The organism is Nonomuraea pusilla (genome assembly GCF_900109355.1).
GTDB lineage: Bacteria > Actinomycetota > Actinomycetes > Streptosporangiales > Streptosporangiaceae > Nonomuraea > Nonomuraea pusilla.
In genome coordinates this window covers 398,681-411,772 of record NZ_FOBF01000002.1, presented here as the reverse complement: position 1 = coordinate 411,772, position 13,092 = coordinate 398,681, and the positions used below count along the sequence as shown (strand labels likewise).

Sequence of the window (13,092 nt, the reverse complement as noted above, 5' to 3'; positions counted from 1 at the left end):
GGCGTTCACGCTAGCCGGGGCTGCTTGACCTGCGCTTCTCGATTCCTGACCGGTCGGGTCACCTGCTTGGCGACGCACGAGGGGATGCCCGCCGCGGCGCTCGCGGCCTGCCGCCGGTAGGCGCTGGGCGGCATGCCGACCAGTTCGGTGAAGCGGGTGCTGAACGTGCCGAGCGACTGGCAGCCGACGGCGAAGCAGACGTCGGTGACGCTGAGGTCGCCGCGGCGCAGCAGCGCCATGGCGCGCTCGATGCGCCGGGTCATGAGGTAGGAGTACGGGGACTCGCCGTAGGCGCGCCGGAACTCCCGGCTGAGGTGGCCGGCCGACATGTTCACCCCGCGGGCGAGCGCCTCGACGTCCAGCGGCTGCGCGTACTCGCGGTCGATCCTGTCGCGGACGCGGCGCAGCCGTGCGAGGTCGCGCAGGTGCTGTTCCTGGGCAGATGTGCTGGTCACCTCGGCATCGTACGTCGCCGGGAGCCGCCGGGGTTCTCCGGCGAGGGCGGCGGGAGCCCTACTCGGGCCGGGTCAGGGCGTGGGTGAGCGCGTCGAGGTCGGCCAGGCGGGCGGCGGGGGCCAGGCGGGACGCCGTGGCGACGAGCAGCAGCTCGGTCACGGCGATCTCGTGGGTGAGCGGCGCGATCGGCCCGGCGGCCTCGCGCGGCAGCCGCACCAGCGCGTGCGCCTCCGGCGCCAGCGGGGACTCCCAGGCGTCGGTGACGAGCACCAGGCGGGCGCCCCGCTCGCGCGCCGCCAGGACGAACCGGGCGGTGCCGGGGGAGTAGCGGCGGAAGTCGTACGCGACGACCAGGTCGGACGGGCCGACGTCGAGCAGGGCGCGGGCCCGCGCGGACGGGCTCTCCGGCACCCGGTGCGCGCCGGAGCGCAGGCCGGCGAGCTGCCTGACGAGGTACTCGGCGGCCAGTTCGCTCAGCGGGCCGCCGAGCGCCCACACCGAGCGCGACTCGGCGAGCAGGGCGGCGACCGTGGTGACCAGCGGCCCGGTGACGGCCTCCAGGGTGACGTCCAGGCCGCGCCGCAGGTCCTCGGCGGCCCCGAGGACGCCGGCCGGCCCGCGCAGGGAATCGCGGCCGGTGTGACCCGCCCGCGCGGGCTCCTCGGTGGGCTCCTCGGTGGGCTCGCCGGTGCGCTCCTCGGCGGGTTCCCCGGCCGCGGCGACGAACTCGTGCAGGCGCGAGCGGTCCTGGAGGCGGGCGTCGGCGCGGACGGCGGACTGGAAGTCGGCGAAGCCGCCGAACCCGAGCCGGTCGAACAGCCGGGACGCGGTCGGCGGGCTCACCCCCGCCCGCTCGGCCAGGGCGCGCAGCGAGCCGAGCGCCGCGTACGGGTAGTCGTCGAGCAGCACGCGGACGACGGCCCGCTCGCCGGGCGGCAGCTCGGGGTAGACGGCGCCGAGCCTGGCCGCGACCTGTTCGTTTCCCACAATGACAAATGTTACACCAACAGCCGGTTGCGGCGTTCGACGAAACGAATGTTACGGTTGCTGGCATGAGCACCTGGCACGGCCTCATCGACAGCCGCTACCGGCGCTGGCTCCCCGTCACCGCCGCCACCCCGTCCGTCTCACTCAACGAGGGCAACACCCCGCTGCTGCGCTCGGCCCACCTGTCGGAGCTGACCGGCTGCGACGTCTGGCTGAAGGTGGAGGGCGCCAACCCCACCGGCTCGTTCAAGGACCGCGGGATGACGGTCGCGATCAGTCGCGCCGCCGAGGCCGGGGCCGGCACGGTCGTGTGCGCCTCCACCGGCAACACCAGCGCGTCGGCCGCCGCGTACGCCGCCAGGGCCGGCATGGGCGCGGCCGTCCTCGTGCCGAGCGGCCAGGTCGCGCTCGCCAAGCTCAGCCAGGCCGTCCGGTACGGCGCCACGATCGTCGAGGTGGACGGCACGTTCGACGACTGCCTGCGCATCGCCCGCGAGCTGGCCGCCCACCACCCCGTCACGCTGGTCAACTCGGTCGGCAACGAGCTGCGCCTGGCCGGGCAGCGCACGGTCGCCTACGAGGTGGTCGACGCGCTGGGCGAGGCGCCCGACGTCCACTGCCTGCCGGTGGGCAACGGCGGCAACATCACCGCCACCTGGGGCGGCTACCTGGCCTACCGCGAGGCCGGCCTGTCCGCACGGCTGCCGCGCATGTGGGGCTTCCAGGCGGCGGGCGCCGCCCCGCTGGTCACGGGCGCGCCGGTCGCGGCGCCGCAGACCGACGCGAGCGCGATCCGCATCGGCAACCCGGCCACCTGGGACGGCGCCGTCGCCGCCCGCGACGACTCCGGCGGCCTCATCGCCGCCGTGACGGACGAGCAGATCTTCGACGCGTACCGGCTGATCGCCCGCAGGGACGGCGTGTTCGCCGAGCCGGCCTCGGCGGCGGGCGTCGCGGGCCTGCTCGACCGGCACCGCAGGGGCCTGCTGGAGCCGGGGCTGCGGATCGTCGTCACGCTGAGCGGCAACGGGCTGAAGGACCTGGACGCCTCGCTGCGCGGCGGCTACGAGCCCGTGGGGACGTCGGCGGCGACCACCGACGTGGCCCGCGCCCTGCGCCTGGCCGCCTGACCGGCCTGGGCGTCCTCTCGCCGCCGGGTCCGCGCCGATGGGCGGCTGCGACGATCGCTCTCCAGAGGTGGAGGCGGAAAGTTGTCGGATACCTCCATGACTGCACCGCCGCTCGTGGTGTGGGATCGACCCCATGAAGGATGAAGCTCACCGGCAGGTCCGCCGGTTCCCCACCTCCGACCTGGCCCGCGTCGCGGTGTTCGCCGCGCTGATCGCCGTGCTGGGGCTGCCCGGCTCGATCAACGTCTTCGGGAACGCCGTCCCCATCACGTTGCAGACGTTCGGCGTCATGCTGGCGGGCGCGATCCTCGGCACCTGGCGGGGCGCGCTCGCCGTGGCCGTGCTCCTCGTCCTCGTGGCGGCCGGGCTGCCGCTGCTCGCGGGCGGCCGGGGCGGGCTCGGCGTCTTCGCGCTGCCCTCGGCCGGGTTCCTCATCGGCTGGCTCCCCGGCGCCGCGGTGACGGGATGGCTGGTCGAGCGCGGCGGCCGGACGCCGGGCCTGGTGCGGCTGGTCGCCGCCTGCCTCGTCGGCGGCGTCGGCGTGATCTACCTGTTCGGCATCCCCGTGCAGGCCGCGATCACCGGTCTGTCCCTCGGCAAGACCATCCTGCTCAGCGCCGCCTTCCTGCCCGGCGACATCGCCAAGGCCGTGATCACGGCCCTCGTCGCCAGGGGCACCCAGCGGGCCTACCCCGACGCGGTGCCCGCGGTGCACCGCGAGCGGGTGCGCGCGGCGGGTGGGCGCTGACCAGCCGATGCCCGTAGCAGCACACGTCATGCGGCACGCCAGGGAGCGTCCGCACCGGCTCGCCGTGCGCGGCCCGGCGGGCGGGCTCGACTACGCCGCGCTCGCGGAACGGGTCCGCGGCGCCGCCGCCCGCCTGCGGCGGCGCGGCGCGGCGCCGGGCGCGCTGGTCGCGCTCGGCCTGGCCGACCCGGTCGAGCTGGTGACCGCGGTCCTGGCCGCCGACCTGGCGGGCGCCACGCCCCTCGTCGGCGACCCCGCCTGGGACCCCGCCCGCTGGGCCCGCGTCGCGGGCGACGCCCCCGTGGCCGTCCTGGTCCGCGAGCCCCTGCCGGCCGCGCCCGGCCCCCTCGCAGGAGCCTTCCCCGGCGCCGATCCCGCGCCCTCCGACCTGGCCTGGGCCTGCTTCAGCTCCGGCAGCACCGGCAGGCCCCGCGCGGTGCTGCGCACCCGCGCCTCGTGGACGGACTCCTTCCCCCACCTGTCGGAGCTGGCCGGCATCGGCGGCGACGACGTCGTCCTCGTGCCAGGACCGCTCGTCTCCTCGCTGTACGCCTTCGCCGCCCTGCACAGCCTGGCCGTGGGCGCCACCGCGCTCCTGGCGGGCGGGCGGCCTCCCGCGTCCTGGGTGGGGGAGGCGACGGCCGTCCACACCGTGCCGCACCGCCTGCCGGCCCTGCTGGAGCGGCCGGGACGGCTGCGCGCGGCGGCCGTCGGCGGCGCGGCGCTGCCGCCCGGGGCCCGCGGACGCGCCCGGCGCGCAGGGGTGCGCCTGCTGGCGTACTACGGCGCCACCGAGCTGTCGTTCGTCGCCGCCGACCCCGACGGGCACGGCCTGCGTGCCTTCCCCGGCGTCGAGATCCAGGTCCGCGGGCGCGACGGCGACCGGCTGGGCGAGGTGTGGGCCCGCTCGCCCTGGCTGGCCGAGGGCTATCTGGCGGGCGCCGGCGGCCCGCTGCGCCGCGACGGCGACGGCTGGACGACGGTCGGCGACCTGGCCGAGCCGTACCACGGGGGAGGCGTGCTGCGGGTGCGCGGGCGCGGCGACGGCGCGATCCAGACGGGCGGCGCCACCGTGGTGCCCGAGGACGTCGAGGAGGTCCTGAGGACCGTGCCCGGCGTGGGCGACGTCGTCGTGGTCGGCGCGCCGCACCCCGAGCTGGGAGCCGTCGTCACCGCGATCGTGGAGAGCGCCGGGTCGCCGCCGCCGCGCGCCGCCCTGGAGGCCACCGCCAGAGCGGGGCTCGACGCGGCCCAGCGCCCCCGCCGCTGGTACGCGCTGCCCAGCCTGCCCCGCACCCCCACCGGCAAGCCCGCCCGCGCCCTCGTCGCGGCCCGGCTGGCCGGCGGCGACCCCGACCTGAGGCGGCTGACGTGACCCGCATCGCGCGCGGCCCGCACCCGGCCGCCGATCCGACCCTGGACGTGATCTGAGATGGAGCGGCACAGCATGGACAACCGGCCGGTCGTCGTCGCCGCCGCGCGCACGCCGATCGGCACCGCCGGGCACGCGTTCCGCGCGCTCACGGCCGACCGGCTCGCCGCGCCGGTCGTCGCCGCCGTGGCCGCCGGGGTGCCCGGCCGGACCGTGGACGACGTCGTCCTCGGCAACTGCATGGGGCCGGGCGGGAACGTGGCGCGCGTGTCCGCTCTGGCCGCCGGGCTGGGCGACGCCGTGCCGGGGCTCACCGTGGACCGGCAGTGCGGCAGCGGCCTGGCCGCGGTGCTGGTCGCCGGGCAGGCGGTGCGCTCCGGCGAGATGGACCTCGTCATCGCCGGGGGCGTCGAGAGCGCGTCCACCGCGCCGCTGCGCAACCTGCGGGGGGCGGCGGAGCCGTACGCGCGCGCGCCCTTCGCGCCCCCGGGGCACCCCGACCCCGACATGGGCCCGGCCGCCGACGCGCTGGCCGCCGCCCGCGCCGTCACCCGCGAGCGCCAGGACGCCTACGCCTGCCTCAGCCACGCCAAGGCCCTGAGGGCCCGCGAGCTGGGCCGTTTCGACGAGGAGATCGTGCCGGTCGCCGGGCGCGCCGACGACCAGCGGCCCCGCCCGCTGCGTCCGGCGTTCCTGGCGCGGCTGCCCGCGGCGTTCGTACCGGAAGGTACAGTTACGGCCGGAAACTCCTCCCCGATCAGCGACGGCGCGGCGGCCGTGGCCGTCGTGCCGGAACGGCTGCGCGCCGGGCTGCCGGGGCTGCGGCTGGTCGCCGGGTCCGTGGTCGGCTGCGACCCCGGGCTGCCGGGGTGGGGTCCGGTGCCGGCCGTGCGGCGGGTGCTGGAGCACGCCGGGGTGGACATGGCACGGATCGAGGCGGTGGAGATCGTGGAGGCTTTCGCGGCGCAGGTGCTCGCCGTCACCGACGCGCTCGGCCTCGACCCGCTCGGCGCCGACTCCGGCCGGGTGTGCGCCGACGGCGGGGCGCTCGCGCTCGGCCACCCGTGGGGCGCCTCCGGCGCCGTCGTCGTCACCAGGCTGTTCAGCAGGCTCGTCAGGGGCGGCGCGGAACCGGGCACGCTGGGCCTGGCCACGGCCGCCGTCGGCGGCGGGCTCGGCGTCGCGGCCCTGTTCGAGGTGGTCTGAGTGATCGAGCTGGCCGACGTCCACGTCCGCCTCGGGCAGCGGGACGTGCTGCGCGGCGTCACCGCCACCCTCGCCGAGCGCCGCGTCGGCGTGATCGGCGCCAACGGCTCCGGCAAGAGCACGCTCGCCCGGCTGCTCAACGGCCTGGCGCTGCCCACGTCCGGCCGCGTGACCGTGCTCGGGCTCGACACCCGCCGCCAGGCCGCCAGGGTCAGGCGCTCGGTCGGGTTCCTGTTCACCGACCCCGACGCGCAGATCGTCATGCCGACCGTGGCCGAGGACGTCGCGTTCTCGCTGCGCCGCAAGGGCCTGCCCAGGGACGAGGTCGAGCGGCGCGTGCGCGAGGTGCTGGCCAGGTACGGGCTCGGCGGGCACGCCGACCACCCCGCCCACCACCTGTCGGGCGGGCAGAAGCAACTGCTCGCCCTCTGCTCCGTCCTCGTGCTCGAACCCGAGATCCTCGTCATGGACGAGCCCACCACCCTGCTCGACCTGCGCCACTCCCGCCAGGTCGCCGAGCTGCTCGGCGAGCTGCCGCAGCAGGTCGTGGCCGTCACGCACGACCTCGACCTGCTCGCCGGCTTCGACCGGGTGCTGGTGCTGGACGAGGGGCGGGTCGTGGCCGACGCCGCGCCGGGCGACGCGATCGCGCACTACAGGAAGATGATGGCGTGAACGGGCTGACCGGCGCGTACGTGCCGGGGTCGTCCGCGCTGCACCGGCTGCCCCCGGGTGCCAAGCTGCTCGGCCTGGCCGTCGCCTGCACGGGGCTGCTGCTCCTGCCCACGCCCGCCGCGCTGGCCGGGGCGGCGGCCGTCGTGGCGCTGCTGTACGCGCTGTCGCGCGTGGGCTGGGCCGCCGCCTGGGCGCAGGTCAGGCCGGTGCGCTGGTTCGCCGTCGCGCTGTTCGCCGTGCAGCTCGCCTTCTCCGGCCCCGAGGGCGCGGTGACGGCCACGCTGCGCGTCGTGCTCGCGGTGGCGCTGGCCGGCCTGGTCACGCTGACCACGCGGACGTCCGACCTGATGGCCTGCCTGGAGCGGCGCCTGGCGGTCGCGAGGGTCGTCGGGCTCGACCCGTTCCGGGTGTCGCTGCTGCTGTCGCTGACGCTGCGCAGCGTGCCCGTGGTGGCGGGGCTGGCGGTCCGCGTCAGGGAGGCCCAGCGGGCCAGGGGCGTCGAGCGCAGCGTGCGCGCCTTCGCCGTGCCGCTGGTGGTCGGCGCGCTGCGCCACGCCGACGCTCTCGGCGAGGCCCTCAGCGCCCGCGGCCTGGACGACGCCGACTGAGCCCTTCCCGGAGCTTTAGGGTGGCCTGATGATGATTCGTCCGAGAAGCGCCGCGGACCTGGACGGATGCGTGGAGGCGCTGCGCCTGGTGCACGCGGCCGACCGCTACCCGGTGGACTGGCCGCAGGACCCGGCCCGCTGGCTCACCCCTGCCGGGCTGGGCGGGGCCTGGATCGCGGTGGAGGAGGAGGCCGTGCTCGGCCACGCCGGGCTGACGGCCGACGGCGAGGTGACCCGGCTGTTCGTCGCCCCCGCCGGCCGTGGTCGCGGCCTCGCCGGGCGGCTGCTCGCCGCCGTCCGCGCCGCGGCGGGCGGCCCGCTGCGGCTGGAGGTCTCCTCGGAGGGTGTCGCGGCCATCGCCCTGTACGAGCGGATGGGCTGGCGCAGGATCGGCAGCAGCCGCGCCGACTGGCGTGACAGCTCCGGCGAGCCGGCCCTGCTCCACCACTACGTCAGCCCCTGAAATACCAGCCTTGACTTATATAAGCGAATACTGAGAGAGTGAGTCGTGCACGCGTTCGACGTCCTCGGCGATCCGGTGCGCCGCCGGATCCTGGAGGTGCTGGCCGACGGCGAGCTGAGCTCGGGTGAGGTGACCGGCGTGATCCAGCGGGAGTTCGGCATCTCGCAGCCGGCCGTGTCCCAGCACCTGCGGGTGCTGCGCGACAACGGGTTCGCCCGCGTGCGGGCCGAGGGCACCCGGCGGCTGTACACCGTCGAGCCCGGGCCCCTGCAGGAGGTCGACCTCTGGCTGGACCGCTTCCGCGGCTTCTGGAACCAGCGGCTCGACGCCCTGGCCACCGAACTGGCGCGCGGAAGACGCGGGCGCCGCAGCACACCCGAGGAAGCCTGATGGACCTGATCGACGAGATCCACCGCGCCGTGGAGCGCGGCGAGCCCACCGCCGTCGTCCTGCGCCGCCGCTACGACGCCCCGCTGGAGGACGTCTGGGACGCCTGCACCGACCCCGAGCGCGTCGGCCGCTGGCTGGCCCCGGTCTCCGGCGACCTGCGTCCCGGAGGCACGTACCAGCTCCAGGGCAACGCGGGCGGCCGGATCCTCGTCTGCCGCCCGCCCGGCCTGCTGAAGGTCAGCTGGGTGGCGGGGGAGACGCACGGCCACGGCCACTCGGAGGTCGAGGTGCGGCTGTCGGCCGAGGACGGCGGCACCCTGTTCGAGCTGCGGCACTCCATGACCGTCCCGCCCGAGCTGTGGGACGGCTACGGCCCCGGCGCGGTCGGGGTCGGCTGGGACCTGGCGCTGCTCGGCCTCCACCTGCACCTGACCGGCGGGCCCCTGCCCGGCCCCGGCGAACGCGAGACCTGGCACCTGACACCGGAGGGCCGCGACTACATCACCCGCAGCAGCCGGGCCTGGGACGAGGCGTCGAGGGCCGCGGGCACGCCCGCGGGCCAGGCGTCCGCCGCGGCCCGCCGTACCACGTCCTTCTACCTGGGAGAACAGGAGACCACGATGGCCGAGAAGATCACACCCTTCCTCATGTTCCAGAACGGCGACGCCGAGGAGGCGATGACGTTCTACGTCTCGCTCTTCACCGACGGCAAGGTGCTCGACGTCACCCGCACCGACGACGGGAAGATCAGGCACGCCACCTTCGCGCTGGCGGGCCAGGAGATCATGTGCATCGACAGCGAGATCCAGCACGGCTTCACCTTCACCCCGTCGATGTCGCTGTACGTCACCTGCGCCGACGAGGACGAGATCGACCGCCTCTACGCGGCGCTCGTCGAGGGCGGCGGGGCGCTGATGCCGCTCGGCTCGTACGGGTTCAGCACGAAGTTCGGCTGGGTCAACGACCGGTTCGGCGTCTCCTGGCAGCTCACCCTCCCCTGACGCCCGGTTTGTCGCGGGGCCCGGCACCCCCTAGCGTCCTGCCATGGTGAACATCGAGGTGACGACCCGTCACGGGCGGGTCAGGGGGACGCATGGCGACGGCGTCGCCTCGTTCAAGGGGATCCCGTTCGCGGCCGCCCCCGAGGGGCCGCTGCGTTTCCAGCCGCCCGTCCCGCCGCCGCCGTGGGACGGCGTGCGCGACGCCACCGCCTTCGGCACGGCGCCGCCCCAGCCCGCCCCCGCGCCCGGCGTGCCGGCCGCGTGGCGGCCCGGCGACGGCATGGACTGCCTCACGCTCAACGTCTGGACGCCCGACCCCGGCGGGGCCGGGCTGCCGGTCATGGTCTGGGTGTACGGCGGCCGGTGGATGATCGGCGCCTCCTCCATGCCGCAGTACGACGCCGCCAGGCTGGCCGCCTCCGGCGTGGTGGTGGTGACGTTCGACTACCGGCTCGGGTTCGAGGGCTTCGGCCATCTCGACGGCGTCCCCGGCAACCGGGGGCTGCGCGACCAGGTCGCGGCGCTGGAGTGGGTGCGCGACAACGTGGCCGCCTTCGGCGGCGACCCGGGCGACGTCACCGTGTTCGGGCAGTCGGCGGGGGCGGCCTCGGCCGTGTTCCTCGCCGCCGCGCCCGCCGCGCGCGGCCTGTTCCGCCGGGCGATCGCCCAGAGCGTCCCCGACGGCTGCCACGAGCAGGACCGGGCCCGCGCCGCCACCCTGGCGGTGGCCGGCGCCGCCGGGGCGCCCGCCACCCTCGAAGGTCTCGCCGCGCTGCCGCCCCAGGCGCTCCTCGCCGCGCAGCAGGCGGTGCTCGCCTCGGCCGGGCACGCCGCGCCCGCGTTCACGCCCGCGCCCGTCGTGGACGGCGAGTTCGTGACCGGCCCGCCGTGGACGGCGGCCGCGGCGGCCCCGGGCGTGGACCTGGTCTGCGGCCACACCGCCGAGGAGGCGCGCGGCATGCCCGGCCCCGACCTCACCGGCGCCGACCCCGACGCGGTGGCCGCGGCGCTCGGGCTCGGCTCCGCGGCCCCCTACCGGGCCGCGCACCCCGGCGCGCCCGACGCCGAGCTGTTCACCCTCATGCTGTCCGACGCGCTGGTCAGGCTGCCCACCCTGCGGGTGGCCGAGGCGCACGCCCGCGCCGGCGGCCGCACCTGGCTGTACGAGTTCGCCTGGCGCGGCCCGTCGCTGGGCGCCTGCCACGGCGTCGACGTGCCGTTCGTGTTCGGCGCCCCCTCCACCAGGTACGCCGCCCGGCTGCTCGGCTCCCCGCCGCCCGCCGGGTTCGAGGAGCTGTCCGGGCTGGTCAGGGCGGCGTGGACGGGCTTCGCCGCCACCGGCGACCCCGGCTGGCCCGCCTTCCACCCCGACCGTCCCGCCGTCCGCGTCTGGGACGACGTCCCCTCCGTGGAGTGCCCGGGGAGCCCGGCGACCGCCTGAGTGCCGTCAGCGCGGCACCTTCGCCACCACGGTCTCCTCGGGCGCCACGGGGCGGCCGTCGGCGGCGTGGACGCGCAGCTCGGCCAGCGGACGCCCGTCGCGGCGGTCCAGCAGCTCGGAGTGGGGCTCGCCGTCGTCGAAGAAGTGGCTCTCGCCCCACTGCCGCAGCGCGACGATGACGGGGAACAGGGCCCGGCCCTTGGCGGTGAGCGCGTACTCCTGGTAGGCGCTGCCGTCGGCGGCCGGGACGAGTTCGAGCACCCCGCCCGCGACGAGCGCGCGCAGCCGGGCGGACAGGATGTTCTTCGCCACGCCCAGGCTGCGCTGGAACTCGCCGAAGCGCCTGCTGCCGTCGAAGGCGTCGCGGACGATGAGCAGCGACCACCAGTCGCCGATGGCGTCGACCGAGCGCGCGACGGGGCAGTCGCTGTCCTCGAAGCTGGTCCTTCGCACCACGGCCGCGTCCCTCCTCGCCGACATCTGGTTGCAACATGCTACCAAATCCGGCTACGGTCTTTCTGGTAGCAAGTTGAAACCAGATGGGAAGTGCCACTCATGACGGCCTGCCGCGCAGAACCACCCGAGAGCCCGCCGCCACCACCCGCCCGGCAGCGCGCGGGCGAGCCGGGAGAAGCCGCCGCGCCGGGCATCAGGCTGTCGCGCGGGGCGACCCTGCTGTTCGCCGTGGCGAGCGGCACGGCCGTGGCCAACGTGTACGCCGCCCAGCCGCTGCTCGCCACCCTCGGCCAGGACTTCGGGCTCGGCGAAGGCGCCGTCGGCGCCGTCGTGACCGTCACCCAGGCCGGCTACGGGCTCGGCCTGCTCCTCCTGGTGCCGCTCGGTGACGTGCTCGACAGGCGCAGGCTCGTCTCGGCGCAGTCGCTGCTGCTGGCGGCGGCGCTCGCCGTCCTCGGCACGGCAGGGGCTGCGCCGGCGCTGTTCGCGGCGGCGGCGGCCGTCGGGTTCCTCGCGGTCGTCACCCAGTCGCTCGTCGCGTTCGCCGCCGCCCTGGCGGGCCCCGAGCGCCGGGGCCGCGTCGTCGGCCAGGTGACGAGCGGCGTCGTCGTCGGCATCCTGCTGGCCCGCACCGTCTCCGGGCTGCTGGCCGACGTCGCGGGCTGGCGGGCGGTCTACCTCGTCTCCGCGGCGGCGACCCTCCTGCTCGCCCTGGCCCTCCGCCGCGCCCTGCCGCCGCGGGGCGGCGCCCGCCCAGGGCGGCCCTCGTACCCGGCGCTGCTGCGCTCCACCGTCATGCTGTTCGTCGAGGAGCCGCTGCTGCGGGCCAGGGGCGTGCTCGCGCTGCTCGTCTTCGCCGCGTTCAGCAAGCGTTCGGCCTGGCGGGCGCCGCGGGCGCGCTGGCCGCCGCCCCCGCCGGACGGCTGCACGACCGCGGGCACGCCGGCCGCACCACCGGCGTCGCCCTGCTCCTGCTCACGCTCTCCTGGCTGCCGCTGGCCTTCACCGGGGAGTCGCTGTGGGCCCTCGCGGCCGGCGCGATCCTGCTCGACCTGGCCGTCCAGGCGGTGCACGTCACCAGCCAGAGCATGATCTACGCCCGCCGCCCCGACGCGGGCGGCCGCGTCATCGGCGGCTACATGATCTTCTACTCGGCGGGCAGCGCGCTCGGCGCGCTGGCCTCCACCTCCCTGTACGCCGCCGCGGGCTGGCCCGCCATCTGCCTGCTGGGCGCGGCCTTCAGCCTCCTCGCGTCGGCCGTGTGGGCCGCGACCAGGGAACGCCCCGGCCGACGGCCGTGACCGGCGCAGGCCGCCCCGCGGCCTCGGGTGACGGGCCGCTAGGTCAGATCCCAGAGCAGCCGGTAGTAGGCGATGCGCTCGGCATCCGGTTCGACCCCGTACGCGGCGTACAGGATGGTGTCGTACCCGGGGCCGTAGTTCCACTCGGTGCTCCAGGCCGCGACCGCGAGGTCGGCCCAGCGGTCGGCCACCCCGAGTGAGTCGAGGTCGACGTGCGAGGCGGGCGTGCCGTCGTCGTGGAGCAGGGTGTTGGGGACGCACGCGTCGCCGTGGCAGACGACGAGCCTGTCGATCGGCGGCGGGTCGCCGAGGCGCGCCCGGGCCTCCTCCAGGCTCAGGTGCCGGTGCTCGGGCGACCAGTCGGCCGGCCCCTCTCCCTCGGCGACGCGCTCGTCGGCACGGGGGAGCCGCCGCTCGACGCTCCAGTCGTACGGGCACTCGGCGACGGGCAAGGCGTCGTGGAGCAGGCGCAGCCCGCGCCCGATGCCGGCCGCCGCGGTGGCGGGGTCGGCCATCCAGCGCGGTTCGACGGCGGAACGGCCGGGGGCCTCGGCGGTGACGAGCCAGGCGCCCTCGGCGTCGGCGCCGAGCTCCAGGACACGGGGGACGACCGCCCAGCGGCCCGCCCAGGCCAGCCGCTCGGCCTCGCCCGGCAGGTCGAGCTCCGGGGTGCCGGCGGCGACCCACTTGGCGTACCTGACGCCGCCGGGACCCTCCAGCCGGAAGGTCAGGCCACCCAGCTGGTTGCGCCAGACCGGCGTCACGCGGTCGCGCCCGGCCAGCTCGGCCACGACGCGGGGCACGGGGACGGGCCCGGACGGGATCGCGGACAAGACGGTCTTCCCGGTTTCCGGGAGG

Annotated in this window: 15 protein-coding genes and 1 pseudogene; 12 read left to right on the top strand and 4 right to left on the bottom strand. The window is 76.5% G+C overall.

Annotation, left to right across the window (positions count from 1 at the left end; genetic code table 11):
- Window positions 1-5: 5 nt before the first annotated feature.
- On the bottom strand, window positions 6-455 hold the full coding sequence (locus tag BMX74_RS04795) for a helix-turn-helix transcriptional regulator (RefSeq protein WP_055501789.1): 450 nt from the start codon (window positions 453-455) through the stop codon (window positions 6-8).
- A gap of 58 nt (window positions 456-513) precedes the next feature.
- The gene (locus BMX74_RS04790) at window positions 514-1,443 is read right to left on the bottom strand and encodes a MurR/RpiR family transcriptional regulator (protein WP_055501788.1); all 930 of its coding nucleotides are present in this window, start codon (window positions 1,441-1,443) and stop codon (window positions 514-516) included.
- 65 nt (window positions 1,444-1,508) lie between these two features.
- On the opposite strand from BMX74_RS04790, the gene thrC reads away from it, so the two are divergent.
- From thrC to BMX74_RS04735, 10 genes are all read left to right on the top strand, one after another.
- Entirely contained in the window at window positions 1,509-2,573 is a 1,065-nt protein-coding gene (gene thrC, locus BMX74_RS04785) for a threonine synthase (RefSeq protein WP_091098551.1), read from the top strand.
- Window positions 2,574-2,706: 133 nt separating this feature from the next.
- Window positions 2,707-3,321: a biotin transporter BioY gene (locus tag BMX74_RS04780; RefSeq protein ID WP_055501787.1), complete on the top strand. Its 615-nt coding sequence runs from the start codon at window positions 2,707-2,709 to the stop codon at window positions 3,319-3,321.
- A gap of 7 nt (window positions 3,322-3,328) precedes the next feature.
- Window positions 3,329-4,696, top strand: coding sequence for a class I adenylate-forming enzyme family protein (locus tag BMX74_RS04775; protein ID WP_091098880.1), 1,368 nt, complete (start codon window positions 3,329-3,331; stop codon window positions 4,694-4,696).
- Between the two features lie 72 nt (window positions 4,697-4,768).
- On the top strand, window positions 4,769-5,899 hold the full coding sequence (locus BMX74_RS04770) for a thiolase family protein (protein ID WP_091098878.1): 1,131 nt from the start codon (window positions 4,769-4,771) through the stop codon (window positions 5,897-5,899).
- On the top strand, window positions 5,900-6,574 hold the full coding sequence (locus BMX74_RS04765; protein WP_091098548.1) for an energy-coupling factor ABC transporter ATP-binding protein: 675 nt from the start codon (window positions 5,900-5,902) through the stop codon (window positions 6,572-6,574).
- A complete protein-coding gene (locus BMX74_RS04760) occupies window positions 6,571-7,182 on the top strand; it encodes an energy-coupling factor transporter transmembrane component T family protein (RefSeq protein WP_055501784.1) in 612 nt (203 codons plus the stop codon). The genes BMX74_RS04765 and BMX74_RS04760 overlap by 4 nt, the downstream gene beginning before the upstream one ends.
- A gap of 28 nt (window positions 7,183-7,210) precedes the next feature.
- A complete protein-coding gene (locus BMX74_RS04755) occupies window positions 7,211-7,645 on the top strand; it encodes a GNAT family N-acetyltransferase (protein WP_201784442.1) in 435 nt (144 codons plus the stop codon).
- A gap of 45 nt (window positions 7,646-7,690) precedes the next feature.
- Window positions 7,691-8,035, top strand: coding sequence for an ArsR/SmtB family transcription factor (locus BMX74_RS04750; RefSeq protein WP_055501783.1), 345 nt, complete (start codon window positions 7,691-7,693; stop codon window positions 8,033-8,035).
- Window positions 8,035-9,036, top strand: a complete 1,002-nt coding sequence (locus BMX74_RS45405) for a VOC family protein (RefSeq protein WP_063791952.1) — start codon at window positions 8,035-8,037, stop codon at window positions 9,034-9,036. The genes BMX74_RS04750 and BMX74_RS45405 overlap by 1 nt, the downstream gene beginning before the upstream one ends.
- A 43-nt stretch (window positions 9,037-9,079) precedes the next feature.
- Window positions 9,080-10,477, top strand: a complete 1,398-nt coding sequence (locus BMX74_RS04735; RefSeq protein WP_091098546.1) for a carboxylesterase/lipase family protein — start codon at window positions 9,080-9,082, stop codon at window positions 10,475-10,477.
- Between the two features lie 6 nt (window positions 10,478-10,483).
- Here BMX74_RS04735 and BMX74_RS04730 read toward each other — a convergent pair whose 3' ends face one another.
- Window positions 10,484-10,933: a winged helix-turn-helix transcriptional regulator gene (locus BMX74_RS04730; protein ID WP_055501781.1), complete on the bottom strand. Its 450-nt coding sequence runs from the start codon at window positions 10,931-10,933 to the stop codon at window positions 10,484-10,486.
- 99 nt (window positions 10,934-11,032) lie between these two features.
- Here BMX74_RS04730 and BMX74_RS04725 point away from each other — a divergent pair.
- Window positions 11,033-11,731, top strand: a pseudogene (locus BMX74_RS04725) (MFS transporter); the annotation flags it as partial.
- An 80-nt stretch (window positions 11,732-11,811) separates the two neighbouring features.
- Window positions 11,812-12,234 (top strand): MFS transporter, encoded by a 423-nt coding sequence (locus BMX74_RS45400; protein WP_337959835.1) that lies wholly within the window; start codon window positions 11,812-11,814, stop codon window positions 12,232-12,234.
- Between the two features lie 38 nt (window positions 12,235-12,272).
- On the opposite strand, the gene BMX74_RS04720 is transcribed toward BMX74_RS45400, so the two are convergent.
- Window positions 12,273-13,067, bottom strand: coding sequence for an aminoglycoside 3'-phosphotransferase (locus BMX74_RS04720; RefSeq protein WP_055501780.1), 795 nt, complete (start codon window positions 13,065-13,067; stop codon window positions 12,273-12,275).
- Between the last annotated feature and the right edge of the window lie 25 nt (window positions 13,068-13,092).